Genomic DNA, 18994 nt, shown 5'->3' on the forward strand with positions numbered 1-18994 from the left:
ACCATGACGGCGAGAGCGGAGCGGCCCACCGGACCGCCCGCGGAACCCCGGGATCATCCCCCGGCCTGGTACGCCCGCACACCGGAACGGGTCGCGGCCGCGCTGGACGTCGACCCGGCGACCGGCATCGGCGCGGACCGGGCCGCGCGGCTGCTGGCGGAGAACGTGCCGAACGCGCTGCCGGAGGAGAAGCCGGTCCCGGCGTGGCGGCGGTTCCTGCGGCAGTACCGCAGCTACATGCAGCTCGTGCTGGTCGCCGCGGCGGTGGTGTCGCTGGCGATCGCCCAGTGGGGCACGGCCGTCGTGCTCGTCGCCCTGACGCTGCTGAACGCGGTCGTCGGACTGCGCCAGGAGGGCAAGGCCGAGAGCGCCATGAACGCGCTCAAGTCCATGTTGCGGGCGACCGCACGCGTGCGGCGCGACGGCACCGAGTCGGAGGTGCCCGCGCAGGACCTCGTCGTGGGCGACGTCGTGCTCCTCGCCGCCGGCGACCAGGTGCCCGCGGACGGGCGGATCGTGGAGGCGCACGCCCTCCAGATCGACGAGTCGGCGATGACCGGCGAGAGCGTTCCCGCGTTCAAGGGCACCGAGACCCTGCCGGACGTCCGGCTCGGCCCCGGGGACCAGTCGGACATGGCGTTCATGAACACCGCGGTCACCCATGGCAGCGGGGTCCTCGTCGTCACCGGGACCGGAGCACGCACGGAGCTGGGCAGGATCTCCGGCATGCTCTCGGCGACCCGCGCGCAGGAGCCGCCGCTGACCCGGGAGCTGGACACCCTGACCCTGTGGATCACGGCCGCCGCCGGACTGACCATGATCGTGATGTTCGTCCTCGGGCGCGGGCGCGGCCAGGAGTGGGACGCGCTGTTCGTCAGCGCGGTCTCCCTGGCCATCGCCGCGATCCCGGAGGCGCTGCCGACGGTGACCCAGGCGATCCTGTCCGTCGGCAGCCTGAACCTGGCGCGGCGCAACGCGATCGTCAAGGAGCTGCCCTCGGTCGAGACGCTGGCGTTCACCTCGGCGGTCAACTCCGACAAGACCGGCACCCTGACGATGAACCAGATGACGGTGGTGGAGGTCGTGACCCCCGCCGACCGGTACACGGTGTCGGGCACGGGGTACGGCCTGGAGGGGCGTGTGCACCACGCGGCGGGCTCCTCACCAGGCGTCGAGGACGCGATCCTGCCGTACGTCGTGGCCAACGACGCCCGGCTCGCGGACGGCGCCGTCGTGGGAGACCCGACCGAGGGCGCGTTCCTCGTCCTGGCGCACAAGGCCGGGCTGGACGTCGAGGCCACCCGGGAGCGGCTGCCCCGGCTCGCGACCCTGCCGTTCGATCCCGGCTACAAGCTGATGGCGACCTTCAACTCCGCGCGCGACGCGGCGGGCAGGCCCGTGGTGCGGTGCTTCGTCAAGGGTGCCGCGCCCGCCGTGACGGCCCGTGCGAGCAGTGCGCTGTCCGCGGGGTCGCCGGTCCCCTGGGACGCGGCGCTCGACGGGCGGGCCCGGGCGCAGACCGAGCGCATGGGCGGCGAGGGGCACCGGGTGATGGCCGCCGCCGTCCGGGACCTCGACCCGGCGGACTTCGATCCCGAAGGGGACCTCCTCCGCCACGTCGACGAGTTGTGCGTGACCAGTCTCGTCGGCATGGTCGACCCGCCGCGCGAGGAGTCCGCCGCCGCCGTGGCCGACGCGCGGGCCGCCCACATCCGGGTGCGCATGGTCACCGGGGACGACGTCACCACCGGCGCGGCCATCGCCCGCCGGCTCGGGATACCCGGCGAGGCCGTCCTCGGCGCGGACTTCGCGGCGCTCCCGGAGGCCGAGCGGCTGGCCCGCATCGACGGCATCGGGGTCCTCGGCCGGGTCGCCCCGGAGCACAAGGTGCTGCTGGCCGACACGCTGAGGAAGAAGGGCGACGTCGTCGCGATGACCGGCGACGGTGTCAACGACGCGCCCGCCATCAAGGCCGCCGACATCGGCATCGCCATGGGCACCGGCACGGACGTCGCGAAGAACGCCGGCCGGATGATCCTCTCCGACGACAACTTCGCGACCATCGTGTACGCCGTGGAGCAGGGCCGGAAGCTCTACGACAACCTCACCAAGTACATCCGCTTCGTGCTGCTGCTCCTGGTCACGTTCGTGCTGACCTTCCTCGGGGCGACGATCCTGAACATCGCGGCCGGTGAGCCCTTCAGCCCGCCGCAGGTGCTGTGGATCCACTTCGTGGTGAACGCCTCGTTCGGCTTCGCCCTGGGCTTCGACAAGGAGACCCCCGGGCTGATGCGCCGCAGGCCCCGGCCGCGCGGCGAGTCGGTGCTGACCCGCCCGGTCCTGACGACGGTCGTCCTCGCCGGTCTGGCCGTGACCGTGATCCTCCTGGTCCTCATCGAGCTGGGCGAGTCCCGCTACGGCAGCCCGCGGACCGGCAACTCGATGGCGTTCACCGCGTTCGCGCTCTGTCTGATCGTGGCCGCGTTCGAATGCCGGAGCGAGACCGACTCGGTGCTGTCGGCGAGCACCTTCGACAGCCGGCAGATGAACCGGGTGGCCCTGGCCCAGTTCGTGCTCGCGGTGGCGGCGACCCAGCTGGACGGCTTCCGCACGGTCCTCGGCACCACCGAGATCACCCTGCGCCAGTTCGGCTGGGCCCTGCTCGGCGCCCTCGTGCTCCTCGCCCTCTGGGAGCTGGCCAAGCTCGTGGCGCGGCGCACGCGCGGCAGGCGCTACCGGCGTACCGGCGGGGTCTCGGCCGGGGCCGACTCCTCGTCGAAGTCCATCTCCGGCGGGGCGACGCGGAAGCCCCTGGTGAGGTAGAGCAGGTAGCAGACGCCGAGCCCCAGCCAGATCAGGCCGAGGGTGAGGGCCTTGCCGTCCAGGTGGGCCAGCAGCCACACGTCGACGACGGCGCCGATCGCGGGGAGCACCACGTACGACCACACGCCCGGGGAACGGCCGGCGCGGCGCTCGCGGAGCCAGGTGGCGATCACCGACAGGTTGACGAAGGTGAAGGCGGTGAAGGCCCCGAAGTTGATGAACGACGTGGACGTGGCGACGCTCAGCCGCAGCGCGATCAGCCCGACCGCCCCGCACAGCAGGATGTTCAGCGCCGGGGTGTGGTACTTGGGGTGGACGCGGCCGAAGACCTTGCGCGGCAGCACCGAGTCCCGGCCCATGGCGTAGAGCAGCCGCGAGGTGCTGGCCTGCGCGGCGATGCCGGACGCGAACTGCGCGACGATCAGACCGGCGAGGAACACGGAGGAGAACAGGTCGCCGCCGACCGTCTTGGCGATCTCGAAGGCGGCCGAGCTGGAGTCGGTGAACGCGTAGCCGGGGTGGGCGAGCTGGGTGGTGTAGGCGACCACGACGAAGATGCCGCCGCCGATCAGCGCGATGAGCAGGATGGCGCGCGGGATGGTGCGCTGCGGCTCCAGGGTCTCCTCGGTCAGGGTGGTGACGGCGTCGAAGCCGAGGAAGGAGTACGCGGCGATGGCGGCCCCGGCGGAGATGCCGGCGAGCGAGGTCGCGTTGTTGACGAACGGCGTGGTGCTGATGACGGCCGCCGCTCCGTCGTGCTGGAAGACGTGCCGCAGGCACAGCAGGGCGAAGATCCCGACGACCAGGATCTGGAAGACCATCAGCAGGTCGTTCACCCGCTCCGCGGTCTTGATGCCCCGGACGTTGAGGGCCGTGGTGAGGACGATGAACCCGACGATCCAGAGCCAGAACGGCACGGACGGGAACTGCGCCTGGAGATAGGCCCCGCCGATGAGCCAGATGACCATGGGCAGGAAGAAGTAGTCGAGCAGGGTCGCCCAGCCGACGAGGAAGCCGACCCGGGAGTCGATGGAGCGCCGTACGTAGGTGTAGGCCGACCCGGCCACGGGATGGGTCCTGGCCATGCGTCCGTAGCTGTGCGCGGTGAACAGCATGGCGCCCAGCGCGAGCAGATAGGCCGTGGGTACCGCTCCGTGCGTGCTGTCGGCGACGACGCCGTAGGTGCCGAGCACGATGATCGGGGTCATGTAGGCCAGCCCGAAGAGCACGACGGACCTGAGCGTCAGACTGCGGTGGAGGGTGGGAGCGGGCTGGGACATGGAGGTTCCTTGTGCTTCGGGGACGGGCGGGGAGCGGGGTCAGTCGGCGACGCGCCAGCGCCGGGGGTCCAGGCGGCCCTCGTAGAGCGGCAGGTCGAGGGGGGCGTCGGCGTCGGTGAACTGGTTCCACATGCGGTTGAGGCCGGCGGTGCCGTAGGTGCGTACGCGGGTGACGTCGTCGAGGTCGAGCACGTCCGTCAGGACGGTGGTTCCGGAGTCGGGCGACTGGACGCGGATGCGTCCCTCGGGGTCGACGACGGTGCTGCGTCCGGTGCCGAGCGGGCCCGCGGTGTTCACGCTGACGACGTAGACCTGGTTGACGATGGCGTTGGCGCGGGCGACGACGAGTTCCTGCTCTCGGTCGGCGGAGGTGGTCATGACCGGGTTGACGATCACCTCGGCGCCCATCCAGGCGAGATGCCGGGCGACCTCCGGGAACCACGCGTCGTAGCAGATCGCGAACCCGGCGCGGCCGATGCCCGGGAGGTCGAACACGACGAAGCGGTCCCCGGGGTCGTACGGCTCGTAGGGCCGCCAGGGGAAGACCTTGCGGTAGTGGGCGACGAGCCTGCCCTCGGGGGAGAAGGCGAGGGCGGTGTTGAACAGCCGGCCGGCCTCGTCGCGCTCGCACACCGTGCCCGGGAGGAGCCAGACGCCGAGGTCGCCGGCGAGTTCGGCCAGCCGCCGCACGCGCGGGCCGTCGAGCGGTTCGGCCGCGGCGCGCAGCTCCTCCTCCGCCCGGGCCGCGGGGCCCGCCGTGCCGCACAGGTGCAGCTCCGGGTGGACGACCAGACGGGTGCGGGGGAAGCGCGCGAGCACCCCCTCGGTGTCCTCGGCGAAGTCGGACAGGGGGTCCGTGGCCAGGCGGGGAGGGGCCTGGACCACGGCGATGGGCAGTGGTCGGGACATGCGCAGGAAATTAGCTCAAGGTGAGCACTTATACAATGGTCTCATGATGAGCAGTTTTCCCGACGACTACATTGAGGGCATGGCCGCCAACCCCAGCAGATCCGCGCCGGACGGTGCCGAGGAGGCCGCGCTCCCCCTCAACTCCCCCGAGCTGAACGGGATTCGCCGGCTCACGGCGCTGGACACGGTGCGCGCCCGCATCGGCATGGCGGTCGACCTCGGTCTGCTCGCGCCGGGGGAACGGCTGCCGGCGAACACGGCCATCGCCGAGGCCCTCGGCGTCGGGGAGATCACCGTGCGCCGCGCGCTCAGCTCCCTGTGCGCGGACGGCGTCCTGGAACGCCGGCGGGGCCGCAACGGCGGCACCCTGGTGGCCGCGCGACCGACGCGCGGGGTGGTCGACGCGACCGCGGCCTACCGCGAGCAGTCCGGTGAGGTGCACCGGCTGATCGACGAGCGGATCGTCATGGAGTGCGGCATCGCCCACCTCGCGGCCCGCGCGGCGGGCCCGGAGGCCGTGGAGGAGCTCCAGCTGCTGGTGGAGGCCATGGACCGCGCCGAGAGCTGGGCGCAGTTCCACTCGTACGACGAGCGCTTCCACCTCGCCCTGGCCCGCGCCACCGGTCTCGACGCGACGGAGGGCTACCGGACCGTGCTGCGCAAGCTCTACGAGTACTACCTCCCGTATCCCCTCGCCGCGCTGCGCGCCTCGAACGACGAGCACCGGGCGCTGGTGACGGCGGTGCGGGCGGGAGACCCGGCGCAGGCCGCCGAGGTCGCGCGGCGGCATGTCGAGACGCTGCACCGCACGATGTTCGTGGGGCTCACGGACTGACCTCGCTCCGGGAGCCCTCCGCGCGCCGTCAGCGCCGGTTCGGGCCCTGTCCCCGGCCGCCGCGCCTGCGGCCGTCGCCGGAGCGGCGCCGGCCCGTCACGGAGGGCGCGGGCTCGGGCGCGGGTCCGGCCAGGGCGCTGAATCCGCCGGGCACCGCCGGAACGGACGGGGCCTGGGGCTGGGCCGGGGACTGCGGCTGGGCCGGGGGCTGAGCGGGCGACTCAGCCGGGGACTGGGTCTGAGGCTGGGGCGGCACGCGGGCCGGTCGCTCGGCCGGGCCGGTGCCCGGTGGGGCGGTGCGCGGTGGGCCGGTGCGTGACGGGGCGGTGCGTGGCGGGGCGGTCCCCACGACCCGGCAGTGGGCGAGGCGTGCGGCGCAGTGGGCGCAGACCTCGGCGAGGGTCCAGACCCGGCCCACGGCGGGGTCGTGCCGCAGCACCAGCACGACGGGGCCCGCGCAGGAGCCGGACGTGCCCTCGTGCGCGCTGCAACGGGACTGCCGGCAGGCGCAGAGGGCGTCCTGCCGGACGGTCGCGGCCCGCGCGTGGGCGGCGGCGTGGGCCTCGGCGAACCGGCGCAGCGCGGCCAGGTCCCGGGAACGGGGCGGCATCCGGCAGGCGGAGGAGCAGTCGAGAGAGGCGGTGCGGTCACTGTGCCCGTTCATCCGGATCGTCCAGGTACGCCCGGATCGGCGCGCGGAGGATGCGTCCAGCTCCAAGTGTTCTGATCCTTTGCAGCGGAGGGAGGCGAACGGCTCAACCGGCCGTCACCGTATGGCTACCCGGGTTTTGCCGGGGCGATTCGGCCGCGACGGTGAGCCGTCGCCCCGCAGGCGCGTCCCCACTCGAACGAACGACACGGAATCGAGCAGGTGGCCGACCATCGCGCCGGGCCGGTGCGGCTCAGCCGGCGGCGCCCGTGGTGACGTACGCGATCGCTCCGCCCGAGTGGGAGGGGAGCCGGGTGCCCAGGAGCGTCCGGGCCAGACGGCGGTCGGCGGGCGATCGGGCGGTGAGCACGGTGTGCGGGGCCGCGAGGTCCGTGACATGGCCGGCCAGCCGGGCGTCGGGGAAGGCATGCCGGCCCTCCGTGTTCCTCTCCCACCGCTGGAGCCCGGTCAGGACGGCCACCACATAGCCGGACAGGGTCACGGGCAGCACCCCGCCCGCCGCCACGCTCGGCGCGTCGCAGCGCCACCAGCCGCGCAGCGCCTTGAGCAGGTCCTCCGGGGCGAGGCTCGCCCCGAAGCCGATCCACTCGCGGTCCGGCTCGTCGCTGCGGCGTGCCGCGTCGACCCGCAGCACGGCGATCTCCGCCGCCGCCAGCGTCTCCAGCGGCGCCGTGCGGCGGGCGCCCAGGGCCTGGACGACATCGAGCGGGACCATGACGCGCACCCCGCGGCGCGCGAGACCCGGCAGCACTCCGGCCCGGACGAGCCGGCGGAACGTGGTGATCGCACAACCCAGTTCCTGCGCGGCCTGTCCGGTGGTCAGCAGCATCCACCGAGCCTACATGTGGACTTCGACATCTGATCGGGCATGCACGGGAACGGGGCGGGTGCGGAAGTGCCGGACCCGGCGGCCGGAACGGCGGCGAGGCCGCGATTCCGCTTGTTCGCACGGATGCGGGAACCCCGTCGCGCGGCCCCGGAGACGGTCCGCCGCCGACCGCCGACCCAATTTTGACAGGCGCTTGACAAAAGCAGGACCCGTTGCCAGCCTGCAAGTGAGCCGCACCATCCCGCACCTTTCCTCGCGCCACCCGAAAACGCTGCGCACGCACGCGCAGTGATGCGACGGCAACCAGCGCGTCCGGCGCGCGCCTTGCCTGACACCCCCATGACGTCAGGAAGGAAAGCTCTGTGTTCAGACGTCCACGCCCAGGACCAGGATGGGCCACCACCCTCACCCTCGCGCTGGCCGCCGCCACCGTGACGGCCCTCGCGCCCTCGCCCGCGTCGGCCGCGGACATCCCGGCCGCCGACTATCAGCACGTCCAACTGGCCACTGGGGCCGCCGAGTTGGGCGAGGCGATGTCGCTGACCGTGCTCCCCGACCGGTCCGTCCTGCACACCGCGCGCGACGGCACGATCCGCTACACCGACGCCGCGGGCAACACGAAGCAGGCCGCCAAGCTCGATGTGTACACCCATGACGAGGAGGGCCTCCAGGGCATCGCGGCCGACCCCGGGTTCGCCTCCAACCGCTACATCTACGTGTACTACTCCCCCAGGCTCAACACCCCCGCGGGCGACGCCCCCACCACCGGCACGGCCGCCGACTTCGACGCCTGGAAGGGCCATCTCAACCTGTCGCGGTTCACTCTGAAGGCCGACAACACCGTCGACACGGCCAGCGAGAGGGTGCTGCTCGAGGTCGCCAACGACCGCGGCCAGTGCTGCCACGTCGGCGGTGACATCGACTTCGACGCGGCCGGCAACCTCTATCTGACGACCGGCGACGACACCAACCCCTTCGACTCCGCCGGGTACGCCCCGATCGACGAACGCACCAACCGCAACCCGCAGTTCGACGCCCAGCGCAGCTCCGGCAACACCAACGACCTGCGCGGCAAGCTGCTGCGGATCAAGCCCACGGCGGCCGGCGGCTACACCGTGCCCTCCGGCAACCTCTTCGCACCGGGCACGGCGAACACCCGGCCCGAGATCTACGCGATGGGCTTCCGCAACCCCTTCCGCATGTCCGTCGACCGTCCCACGGGCACCGTCTACATCGGCGACTACGGTCCCGACGCGGGCACCACCGACTCGAACCGCGGCCCCGGCGGCCAGGTCGAGTTCAACCGCATCACCGCCCCGGGCAACTTCGGCTGGCCGTACTGCACCGGCACCAACACCACCTCGGAGACGTACAACGAGTACACCTTCCCGAGCGGTCCCTCCGGTGCCAAGTACGACTGCGGCGGCGGGCCCACCAACAACTCGTTCCGCAACACCGGCCAGTCCAAGCTGCCGCCGGTGAAGACGAGTTGGATCAAGTACGGCCTCGACGGCTCCCCGCCCGAGTTCGGCGGCGGCTCCGAGTCCCCGATGGCCGGCGACGTCTACCGCTACGACCCGAACCTCAACTCCTCGGTGAAGTTCCCGCAGTCGCTCGACGGACGGTTCTTCGCCACCGAGTACGGACGGCGGTGGATCAAGGCCGTCGAGGTGACGAGCAGCGGCGGCTACGGGACCATCGACAGCTTCCCCTGGAACGGCACCCAGATCATCGACAGCGACTTCGGACCGGACGGCGCGCTGTACGTGCTGGACTACGGCACCGGCAGCAACAACCAGGCGCTGTACCGGATCGAGTACATCGCGGGCAGCAACCGCAACCCGGTCGCCAAGGCCGCCGTCGACAAGACCTCCGGCGCCACGCCCCTGACCGTGCAGTTCTCCTCCCAGGGCAGCTCGGACCCGGAGGGCAAGGCGCTCACGTACTCGTGGGACTTCGGTGACGGCACGTCGTCCACGCAGGCCAATCCGAGCCACACGTACACCGCGCGGGGCACCTTCCGGCCGACGCTCACCGTCCGGGACCCCGAGGGTCTCACCGGCACCGCGAGCCTGGTCGTGACGGCGGGCAACACCGCTCCCGCGGTCACCCTCCAACAGCCCCTGGACGGACAGCTGTTCGCCTTCGGTGACACGGTTCCCTTCCGGGTGCAGGCGAGCGACGCGGAGGACGGCGCCGCCGACTGCTCCAAGGTGAAGGTCACCTATTCGCTCGGCCACGACAGCCACACCCACGCCATCACCTCCTCGACCGGCTGCACCGGCACACTGTCGATCCCGGTCGACGGCGAGCACGACAGCGCGGCCAATCTGTACGGCGTGCTCGACGCCGAGTACACCGACTCCGGCGGTCTGACCACGCACTCGCTGCGCACCCTCCAGCCCCGGCACCGGCAGGCCGAGCACTTCTCCGCCCAGTCCGGCATCCAGACCGCGGCCCACGGCAGCGCCGAGGGCGGCACCACGGTCGGGTTCACCGACGACGGCGACTGGATCTCCTTCAAGCCGTACGCGCTGACCGGCGCCTCCCGGTTCACGGCCCGCGTCTCCTCCGGCGGGACCGGCGGCACGCTGGAGGTCCGCGCGGGTTCCGCGACCGGCACCCTGCTCGGCCGGGCGACCGTGCCCGTGACCGGCAGCTGGGAGACCTTCACCGACGTCTCCGCGTCCCTGTCCCAGATCCCGTCGGGCAGCACCGAGCTGTTCCTCGTGTTCCACGGGCCCACCGGACAGGGCAACCTGTTCGACGTCGACGCCTTCACCTTCGGCAGCGGCGGACCCACCACGACGGCCTGGGAGGCGGAGTCGTTCAGCTCCAACTCCGGGGTGCAGTCCGCCGCGCACGCCGCGGCCAGCGGCGGCCTGACCCTCGGCTACATCGACAACGGCGACTGGGCGGGCTACGCCTCCGTGTCCACGGCGGGCGCGTCCTCCTTCTCCGCCAAGGTCTCCTCGGCCGGCGCGGGCGGCACCGTCCAGGTCCGCTCCGGCTCCCAGACCGGGCCGGTGCTCGGCTCGGTGACCGTCCCGGTGACCGGCGGCTGGGAGACCTTCACGACCGTCACGACCGCCCTCAACGGATCGGGCTCAGGGCCGCTGTTCCTCACCTTCACCGGCGGCAGCGGGTCCCTGTTCGACATCGACACCTTCTCCCTCGGCGCCTCGGCGCGAAAGGGGCGATGACCATGATCGGTGTGCGCCGCTCCCTCGCGGCCCTCGCCCTGGCGCTCGCGGGCGTCCTCGCCGCCCCGGCCCAGCTGACCCAGGCCCTCCCCGAACGGCAGGCCGCGCCCTTCGACGTCCTGGTGTTCTCCAAGACGGCCGGGTTCCGGCACGACTCGATCCCGGCCGGCATCACCGCGCTGCGCGCCCTCGGGCAGCAGAGCGACTTCACCGTCACCGCCACCGAGGACGCCGCCGCGTTCACCCCGTCCAACCTGGCCGGGTACGAGGCGGTGGTGTTCCTCAGCACCACCGGCGACGTCCTCAACGCCACCCAGCAGACCGCCCTCCAGTCGTACGTCGACTCCGGCGGCGGCTTCGTCGGGGTGCACGCCGCCGCCGACACCGAGTACGACTGGCCGTACTACGGCAGCCTCGTCGGCGCCTGGTTCAAGAGCCACCCCGCCATCCAGCAGGCCACGCTCAAGAACGAGGACCGCACCCACCCGGCGACCGCGCACCTGGGCACGACCTGGACGCGCACCGACGAGTGGTACAACTACCGCACCAATCCGCGCCCCAACGTCCACGTGCTCCAGACCCTGGACGAAACCACGTACAGCGGTGGCGAGATGGGCGGCGACCACCCGATCACCTGGTGCCACGCCCAGGGCAGCGGGCGCTCCTTCTACACCGGCCTCGGCCACACCGCGGAGTCCTACAGCGACCCCGCCTTCCGCTCCCTGCTGCTGGGTGCCGTGCGCTACGCGGCCGGACAGGTCCAGGCCGACTGCTCGGCCCCGGGCGGCGGCGGCAACGGCGGACAGGTGGAGGCCGAGTCGTACACCTCGGGCTCGGGCGTGCAGGCCGCCGGGCACGGTCCGGCCAGCGGCGGCCAGACCCTCGGGTACATCGAGAACGGCGACTGGGCTGGCTACGCCAACGTCTCCACGGCGGGCGCCCGCACCTTCACCGCCAAGGTCTCGTCGGCCGGCGCGGGCGGCACCATCGAGATCCGCTCCGGCTCGGCCACCGGCACCCTGCTCGGCTCCGTACGGGTGCCCGTGACCGGGAACTGGGAGACCTTCACCACCGTCTCCACCACCCTGACCGCCACCGCGTCCGGCCCGCTCTTCCTGCGGTTCACCGGCGGCAGCGGATCCCTGTTCGACATCGACACCTTCTCGCTCGGCGCCACCGCGGCCGTCCAGGCGCTGGACCAGAACGTGCACCTGTTCTACTACCCCTGGTACGGCACCCCGGCGGTCAGCGGCTCGTGGCGGCACTGGCCGCAGGGCGGACACAACCCGCCCGACGACATCGGCGCCGACCTCTATCCGGCGCTCGGCCCGTACGACTCCGGTGACTTCGCCACCACCGTGGCCCAGCACATGAAGTGGATCGCCCGGTCCGGCGCCGGCGTCCTCGTCTACAGCTGGTGGGGCCGGGGCGGTTACGAGGACGGGCTCGCCCGAGGTGTGCTCGACGCCGCCGCCAAGGAAGGCATCAAGGTCGCCTGGCACCTGGAGCCGTACGCCGGAAGGACCGGGGCGTCCACGGCCGCCGACATCCAGTACATCAACAGCACCTACGGCGGCCACCCCGCCTTCTACCGCTCCGCGGAGCACGGCAACAAGGGCGCCTTCTACGTCTTCCAGAGCCTGGACGTCGGCGACTGGACGGCGCTCGACCAGGTGACGGGCAACAGCATCGTGCTCGCCCAGACCACCGACACCAGCAAGATCGCCCACTTCTCCGGGCTGTACACCTACGACGGCATCGCGGGCGCCACGGCCCCCGGCTGGAAGCAGGCCGGTGACTACGCGCGGGCCCACAACCTGATCTGGGCCCCGTCGGTCGCCCCCGGCTATCTCGACGACCGGGCCGTCCCGGGCAACAGCACCCCCACGGTGGACCGCAGGAACGGCGCGGCGTACGACCAGCAGTGGAACAACGCCCTCGACCCGCAGATCGGCGGCTCGCCGACCTGGGTGTCGGTCACCTCGTTCAACGAGTGGCACGAGGGCAGCCAGATCGAACCGGCCGACTCCACCCCGCCGGCCGGCCACGGGTACCGGACCTACGACGGTGCCTACGGCAAGACCGGTACCGCGGCCGAGACGTCCTACCTGGACCGCACCGCGTACTGGGCGGGCCGGTTCACGGCGGCGCGCGGCCACTGAGCGGCGGGCCGGGTGCCACGGAGCACGTGGCACCCGGCCCGTGTGCGTCCCCGCCGCGCGCCCAGGTCGCCTCCGGCACGCGCGAGCCGGCTCGGTACGCGTCCACCCCCCTTCAGCCACAGAGGCTTGAGCGTTATGCTTATGTCGACTGCGGTCGAGGGAGTCGGCCGCGGAGCCACTCGGACCACCCACGAGGGAGTCGCCGGACATGACGCGATCACCCTGGCCTGCCACGGCACGCTACGGACTGGAGCCCGCTCCGGGCACCCTCGCCCTGGTGCACGACCTGCTGAACACGGTCTCGGCCGGCGGCCGGCGCGCGGACCTGCTGGCCGACCTGTCCTCGGCGCAGGAGTGGGCGGACTCGGTCGCGGCCGACTGGTCCGCCGCGACCGGCTCCGCGGCACCCCGCGTCGCCCTCGACGAGGAGGGACGTGAGCGGCTGCTCGAATACCGACGGTCCTTTCAGGACGCGGCGGCGCTCGGACCCCCGGCGGCCGAGGGGCCGCGCCCCGCGGTGGTCCACTCCGCCGAGGTCTCCCTCGACCTGCACGGGGACGGCCTGGTCGTGCCCGGCCCGCGCGGCAGTGACACGAAGCATCTGGCGTCCATGCTGCTCATCACCGCCTGGCAGTCCCAACTCGACGACACCTGGCGCCGGTTGAAGACCTGCCGCAACACGGAGTGCCGGGTCGCGTTCTACGACCGCTCCCGTAACAACAGCGGTGTCTGGCACGACGTGAAGACCTGCGGGAACCTGGCGAACCTGCGCGCCCACCGCGCCCGCAGGCGGCTGGCGGACGAGGCGGCACAGCCGTGATCACGGGGGACGCGCACGCGGGCTGGAACGGGAGTGGGGACAGGGTGCCGCTGCTGAGGCCCATGGGGCAGCCGGGTGACCGGGAGCGGCTGCGGGACTTCTGTCCGCGGGTGTCGGCGCAGAGCCGCCGTCTGCGGTTCCACGGGGTGCTGAACGAGCTGAGCGAACCCCTCCTCGACCAGCTCATGGACGTCGACCACCACCACCGGGAGGCCCTGGTCGCGCTGGACGGCGACCGGTTCGTGGGCGTGGCCCGTTACGCCGTCGTCCCCGGCACCCCGGATCTCGCCGAGGTCACCGTGCTGGTCGCCGACGCCTGGCAGCGCCGGGGCGTCGCCGCGCGGCTGATGACGGAGCTGCGCGAGACGGCGACGGGACGGGGCATCCGGCGCTTCAAGGCGTCCGTGCTGCCGCACAACGACCGCGCGCGCCGGCTGATCGGCGCGTTCGCGCCCGGCCACGAGGTGGTCCGGGACGAGGACGCGCTGGAGTTCCGCTGGAACCTGCCGACGCCCGCCGACGACACCGTGGGGCGCCGACCGACGGCCGGCGCCCCACGGTGTACGCCCGGACGGGCCTGAGCCGACAGGCCCGGGCCCCCGGCGGTCAGACCTCCGCGCGCTTCGGCAGCCGCCAGCCCGGCCGCGGGAAGTGGCAGGTGTAGCCGTCCGGGTAGCGCTGGAGGTAGTCCTGGTGCTCCGGCTCGGCCTCCCAGAACGCTCCGGCCGGTACGACCTCGGTCACCACCGGCCCCGGCCACAGGCCCGACGCCTCGACGTCCTTGATGGTGTCCTCGGCGACGCGCTTCTGCTCCTCGTCCAGGTAGAAGATCGCGGAGCGGTAGCTGCTGCCCAGGTCGTTGCCCTGGCGGTCCTTGGTGGTGGGGTCGTGGATCTGGAAGAAGTACTCCAGGATCGTGCGGTAGTCGGTCACCGCCGGGTCGTAGACGATCTCGATCGACTCGGCGTGGCCGTCGTGCCGGCGGTAGGTGGCGTTGGCCAGCTCGCCGCCGCTGTAGCCGACCCGGGTGTCCAGGACACCGGGCTGCTTGCGGATCAGTTCCTGCATGCCCCAGAAGCAGCCGCCGGCCAGCAATGCCTTCTTCGCGTTGTCACTCATCGCGTGTCCCTCTCCTCCGCGAGCCAGACGAACATTTTCACACGAACCCCCGACCGGACCCTTCCCGGACACCGGCCCACCCACGTCGTCCGGGCCTACCCGACAGTCACCTGTCAGGATGGTGAGGTGACTCTCGAACGCGCCGACCGTGCCGAACGGCTCCCGCACGTCTTCGTCTGCGGGCACCCGGCGCTGGACTTCGTCGCCACGCTGCGTGCCCGGCGTACGGCCCGTTTCGAGATGTGGGCGACACCGGACCGGCTGGTCGCGTGGTACGTGGAGTCCGGGATCGTGGACGCGGTCTCGCCCGGCGACCGTGCCGACGTCGCGCGGGCGACGGACGTACGGGAGGCGCTGTACGGGCTGGTCACGGCCCGGCGTCTCGGCGCCGGCCTCGACACCGGGGCGCTGGCCGTGCTGAACGACGCGGCGCGCAGGCCCGCCGCCGTGCCGCAGCTGACACCGTCCGGCCGGTGGACGCAGGCGACACCCGAGGAGGCCCTGTCGACCGTGGCCCGGCAGGCCGTCGACCTGCTCGGCGGCCCGGACGTGCCGCTCCTCAAGGAGTGCGGCAACCCCGAGTGCACCCGCGTCTACGTCGACCGCTCCCGCGGGCGGCGGCGCCAGTGGTGCGGCATGGAGTCCTGCGGCAACAGGATCAAGGCGGCCGCCTACCGGGCCCGCAAGAAGGACGTCCGGACCGCCCCGGCCCACTGAGGAGACCGTTCCCCCGCCGTCCGCTTGAACGGTACGGCCCCTCGCCTCCGTGTTGATCACGAATCACGGTCACTCCGCATGGAAGCGAGACTTACGTGAACGACCTCACCGTGGGCCGCAGACGCCTGCTGAAGATGTTCGGACTGAGCGCGACCGCGACCACCGCGGCGATCCTCCAGGCCGACCCGGTGCTCGCCGCCACCCTCGGGTACGACGAGCGGACGGGCGTCTCTCCCGCGACGTACCAAGCCCCCGGGGGACTGGCGAAGGACACCCCCGCCAAGAGGACGGCGCTCGACTGGATCGGCGCCAACGAGCGGGCGATCACCGGGCTCAGTGACGACATCTGGCAGCACGCCGAGCTGTCCCTGCGCGAGTGGAAGTCCTCCCTGGCCACCGCCGCCTTACTGAAGGCGAACGGTTTCACCGTCGAGTGGGGCTCCGCCGGCTTCCCCACCGCCTTCGTCGCCACCTACGGCACCGGCGGCCCCGTCCTCGGCTTCAACGCCGAGTACGACGCCCTGCCCGGCCTCTCCCAGAAGAAGGGCGTGTCCACGCACGACCCGCTGGTCTACAACTACGACGCCTACGGCCCCTCCTACGGTGCCGGGCACGGCGACGCGCACAACGTCCTGGGCGCCGGGGGCACGGCCGCCGCGATCGCGGTCGCCCAGGCGATCCGCGCGCACGGACTCGAAGCCACCGTGAAGCTGTTCGGCAGCGCCGGCGAGGAACAGCTCGTCGGCAAGGCGTACGCGGTCAAGGCCGGTGTGTACGACGGTCTGGACGCCTTCCTCGACTGGCACCCCTTCAACATCACCGTGCCGTTCTGGAACACCACGAGCGCCCTGATGTCCGCGACCTTCACCTTCCTCGGCGCCTCCGGGCACGGCGGCACCCCGCTCGGCAACAGGAGCGGTCTGGACGGCGCGCTGCTGATGGCGACGATGTCGGAGTACCTGCGGGAGAAGAACGTCGCCCCGTCCGGCCGGTTCCACTACGCGATCATCAACGGCGGCGGCGCGCCGAACGTGACCCCCGACATGTGCTCGATCTGGTTCTTCGTGCGCGAGGGCAGCCCGGCCCGCGCCAAGGTCCTCTACGACAAGATCGTGGACTGCGCGAAGGCGGCGGCGCAGGCCAGCCGGACGCGCCTGGTGCACAAGTTCCACTCCGCGACGTGGAACGTGCTCGCCAACAAGGCCGGCGCGGAACTCCTCAACGACAACATGCAGCAGATCGGCGCCCCGCGCTTCACCGACGCCGACCACGCCCTGGCGAAGGAGATCCAGAAGTCGCTCGGCCGCCCGGAGACCGGGATGCCGACACAGCTGACGCCGCTCGCCCCGCCCGCCGCGGCCTACACGGGCGGGCTGGCCACGGACACCGCGGACATCAGCTGGCAGGTGCCCACCGCCGTGCTGCTGGCGGCGGCCTACCCGCCCGGACTGCCCAACCACAACTGGGGCGTCACGGCCACGGCGGCCACCGGCATCGGCCACCAGGCACTGCTGTCCGCCGCCCGCTACCTCGCGGCGGGCGCCGTCGACCTCATCGAGCAGCCGGACCTGCTGGACGGCATGAAGCAGGAGTTCCGGGACCGTACCGCGGCGATCTCCTGGGCGTCGCTGATCCCCGACGGGACGCAGCCGCCGCTGTACGAGCCGCCGGCGGACTTCCTGGAGGAGACGGGGCAGAGCTGGCCGCCCGAGGGTGTGACCTGGCCGGTGCCGCCGGTGATCGCCACGGAACACCTCGGCACGACGGGCCCCGACCTGCCGCCCGTGACCTGACCGGCCCGGCCCCCGCCCACGACCTCCGGACCGCCGGGGGCGTGGGCGGGGGCCTCCGGGGCTCACCCGGCCGTGCAGGACACCCGCGCGGCGCGGTCGACGTTCATGTCGTGGACGGGCGTGACGTGCCCAACACCGCCGCCAGCCCCAGACCGCACACGGCCGCCGCGCACAGGCCGAGGGCGGGGAAGCCCGCGCCGGACAGGACCGCTCCGGCGCAGGCCGTGCCGACGGCGGCGGCGACATAGGTGACGCAGTTGTACAGGGCCAGCGCGGTCGAGGCGCCGGGGCCGTGGGAGACGCGTACGACGAGCAGGGTCAGCGCGGTCTCGTTGACGAACCCCCACAGGGCCGCCACCGCGAGCACGGTCGGCAGGGTGCGGTCGGCGTAGGGCAGCAGCGCGTAGATCCCGACGAGGCAGGCGAACGCCGGCGGGAGCAGCGAGCGGTCGAACCGCGCGGTCCAGCGCTGTACGGCGCCGGCGAGGGCGAACCCGCAGCCGAAGGCGAGCGCGATGGCCGAGGAGAGACCGGGGCCCTGGTGCAGCCGAAGGCGCGCGTCCGTCCCGACGAACGCGAAGACTCCGTAGAACGCGGCCATGAAGGCGACGACCCCGGCGAGCAGCCGTACGAGGTTCCGGTCGTCCAGGGCCTCGCGGAACCTCGGGCGGGCCGCCTCGGGTGTGCGGGAGGCGGGCAGCGCACGCCCGCAGACGGCGGACGCCAGGGTCAGCGCGGCCAGGACGACGAACGCGCCGCGCCACGAGGTCCCCTCCGCGACCGCGCCCGCGACGGGAATGCCGATCACGAAGGCGAGGGCCCAGCCCAGCAGGACGCGGCTGGTCGCCCGGGGCGCGGTGTCCCGGTCGACCAGCGCGGGGACGAGCAGGTAGACCGCGGGCAGGGCGACGCCCGCCGCCGCGCCGGCGACGAGGACGCCGAGCAGCAGCAGGGGTCCCGTGGTGGCGGAGGCGACGAGGAGCAGGGCGGCGGCCAGCGCGGCGAGGCCGCCGGTCACCCGGGTGCGCGGGGCGAGGCCGCCGAGCCGGGCGCCGGCCGCGAGCGAACTCGCCGCGAGGGCGAGGCCGTACAGCCCGAAGACGGTCCCGGCGGCGGCGACGCCGATGCCGGTGCCCCGCGCGATGTCGGCGAGGAGGACTCCGGGGACGAGGGCCTGGGCGCCGACGGCCGTGACGGCCGCGGTCAGGATCCACACCCGTGCGGGCAGGGGTGTGGACCGTGTCTGGGTATCGCTCATGTCGTTATATTGCATCCGGCTCATTGCTGGCAGAACCGAATCAGAATCGGACCGAATCGGGTTCGGCCGAAGAATTTACGAGGAGGCTGGATGGACGACATCGACCGAACGCTGATCGGTCTGCTCCAGGAGGACGCCTCGCGGACGTACGCAGACCTGGCGGCGGCGGTGGGTCTGTCGACCGGCGCGGTGCACGAGCGGGTGCGCAAGCTGCGCCGGAGCGGGGTGATCGTGCGCACCGCGGTGGAGGTCGACCCCAAGCAACTGGGCCGCAACGTCGTCGCGTTCGTGCTCCTGGAGACCGAGGGCTGGATCACGGAGCCGATCCGCCGGGCCACCGTCGACGATCCGCGGGTCGAGGACCTGCACACCGTCGCGGGGGACGCGAACTTCGTCCTGAAGGTGCGCGTCGGCGACCCGGCCGAGCTCCAGCGGCTGCTGCGCGGTCTCTTCGACGTGGAAGGGGTGCGCCGGACCCGCACGCTGATGGTCCTGGACACCTACATCGACCGGGCGCCGGGCCTCTCGCCCACCGGCCGGCACCCGGCACCCCCGGACTGACGGCGGGCGCCCCCA

At 72.5% G+C, this 18994-nt stretch carries 15 protein-coding genes; 9 read left to right on the plus strand and 6 right to left on the minus strand.

Annotated elements, in window-relative coordinates; translation table 11 throughout:
• The first annotated feature begins 3 nt into the window (after positions 1-3).
• The gene (locus tag AB0F77_RS04075) at positions 4-2823 is read left to right on the plus strand and encodes an HAD-IC family P-type ATPase (protein ID WP_361941041.1); all 2820 of its coding nucleotides are present in this window, start codon (positions 4-6) and stop codon (positions 2821-2823) included.
• Here the strand turns inward: AB0F77_RS04075 and AB0F77_RS04080 are convergent.
• Positions 2733-4103 (minus strand): APC family permease, encoded by a 1371-nt coding sequence (locus AB0F77_RS04080; RefSeq protein ID WP_361941044.1) that lies wholly within the window; start codon positions 4101-4103, stop codon positions 2733-2735. The two genes, AB0F77_RS04075 and AB0F77_RS04080, sit on opposite strands and share 91 nt — an antisense overlap.
• A 39-nt stretch (positions 4104-4142) precedes the next feature.
• Positions 4143-5012: a carbon-nitrogen hydrolase family protein gene (locus AB0F77_RS04085; protein WP_361941047.1), complete on the minus strand. Its 870-nt coding sequence runs from the start codon at positions 5010-5012 to the stop codon at positions 4143-4145.
• Positions 5013-5055: 43 nt separating this feature from the next.
• On the opposite strand from AB0F77_RS04085, the gene AB0F77_RS04090 reads away from it, so the two are divergent.
• Entirely contained in the window at positions 5056-5847 is a 792-nt protein-coding gene (locus AB0F77_RS04090; RefSeq protein WP_361941050.1) for an FCD domain-containing protein, read from the plus strand.
• A 28-nt stretch (positions 5848-5875) separates the two neighbouring features.
• Here the strand turns inward: AB0F77_RS04090 and AB0F77_RS04095 are convergent, their stop codons facing one another.
• Both AB0F77_RS04095 and AB0F77_RS04100 read right to left on the minus strand, forming a co-directional pair.
• Positions 5876-6511: a hypothetical protein gene (locus tag AB0F77_RS04095; protein WP_361941053.1), complete on the minus strand. Its 636-nt coding sequence runs from the start codon at positions 6509-6511 to the stop codon at positions 5876-5878.
• A 238-nt stretch (positions 6512-6749) separates the two neighbouring features.
• Positions 6750-7346, minus strand: coding sequence for a helix-turn-helix domain-containing protein (locus AB0F77_RS04100; RefSeq protein ID WP_361941056.1), 597 nt, complete (start codon positions 7344-7346; stop codon positions 6750-6752).
• A gap of 416 nt (positions 7347-7762) precedes the next feature.
• On the opposite strand from AB0F77_RS04100, the gene AB0F77_RS04105 reads away from it, so the two are divergent.
• The 4 genes from AB0F77_RS04105 (at position 7763) to AB0F77_RS04120 (ending at position 14112) form a co-directional block, all read left to right on the plus strand.
• Positions 7763-10549 (plus strand): carbohydrate-binding protein, encoded by a 2787-nt coding sequence (locus AB0F77_RS04105; RefSeq protein ID WP_361941493.1) that lies wholly within the window; start codon positions 7763-7765, stop codon positions 10547-10549.
• Positions 10546-12711 (plus strand): ThuA domain-containing protein, encoded by a 2166-nt coding sequence (locus AB0F77_RS04110; RefSeq protein ID WP_361941059.1) that lies wholly within the window; start codon positions 10546-10548, stop codon positions 12709-12711. Before AB0F77_RS04105 ends, AB0F77_RS04110 begins: the two co-directional genes overlap by 4 nt.
• A 208-nt stretch (positions 12712-12919) precedes the next feature.
• On the plus strand, positions 12920-13531 hold the full coding sequence (locus AB0F77_RS04115) for a CGNR zinc finger domain-containing protein (RefSeq protein ID WP_361941062.1): 612 nt from the start codon (positions 12920-12922) through the stop codon (positions 13529-13531).
• A 62-nt stretch (positions 13532-13593) separates the two neighbouring features.
• Complete coding sequence (locus AB0F77_RS04120) at positions 13594-14112, plus strand: GNAT family N-acetyltransferase (RefSeq protein ID WP_361941064.1); 519 nt, start codon at positions 13594-13596, stop codon at positions 14110-14112.
• A 25-nt stretch (positions 14113-14137) separates the two neighbouring features.
• Here the strand turns inward: AB0F77_RS04120 and msrA are convergent, their stop codons facing one another.
• Positions 14138-14650: a peptide-methionine (S)-S-oxide reductase MsrA gene (msrA, locus tag AB0F77_RS04125; RefSeq protein ID WP_361941067.1), complete on the minus strand. Its 513-nt coding sequence runs from the start codon at positions 14648-14650 to the stop codon at positions 14138-14140.
• 126 nt (positions 14651-14776) lie between these two features.
• Between msrA and AB0F77_RS04130 the strand changes: the two genes are divergently transcribed.
• Both AB0F77_RS04130 and AB0F77_RS04135 read left to right on the plus strand, forming a co-directional pair.
• Positions 14777-15367: an ABATE domain-containing protein gene (locus AB0F77_RS04130; RefSeq protein ID WP_361941070.1), complete on the plus strand. Its 591-nt coding sequence runs from the start codon at positions 14777-14779 to the stop codon at positions 15365-15367.
• Positions 15368-15462: 95 nt separating this feature from the next.
• The gene (locus tag AB0F77_RS04135; protein ID WP_361941073.1) at positions 15463-17160 is read left to right on the plus strand and encodes an amidohydrolase; all 1698 of its coding nucleotides are present in this window, start codon (positions 15463-15465) and stop codon (positions 17158-17160) included.
• A gap of 103 nt (positions 17161-17263) precedes the next feature.
• Here the strand turns inward: AB0F77_RS04135 and AB0F77_RS04140 are convergent, their stop codons facing one another.
• Positions 17264-18418, minus strand: a complete 1155-nt coding sequence (locus tag AB0F77_RS04140; RefSeq protein ID WP_361941076.1) for an MFS transporter — start codon at positions 18416-18418, stop codon at positions 17264-17266.
• A 90-nt stretch (positions 18419-18508) separates the two neighbouring features.
• On the opposite strand from AB0F77_RS04140, the gene AB0F77_RS04145 reads away from it, so the two are divergent.
• Positions 18509-18979 carry an Lrp/AsnC family transcriptional regulator gene (locus tag AB0F77_RS04145; RefSeq protein WP_361941079.1) on the plus strand — a complete coding sequence of 157 codons (471 nt, stop codon included), beginning with the start codon at positions 18509-18511 and terminating at the stop codon, positions 18977-18979.
• Positions 18980-18994 lie beyond the last annotated feature (15 nt).

This window comes from Streptomyces sp. NPDC026672, assembly GCF_040638185.1.
Taxonomy (GTDB): Bacteria; Actinomycetota; Actinomycetes; order Streptomycetales; family Streptomycetaceae; genus Streptomyces.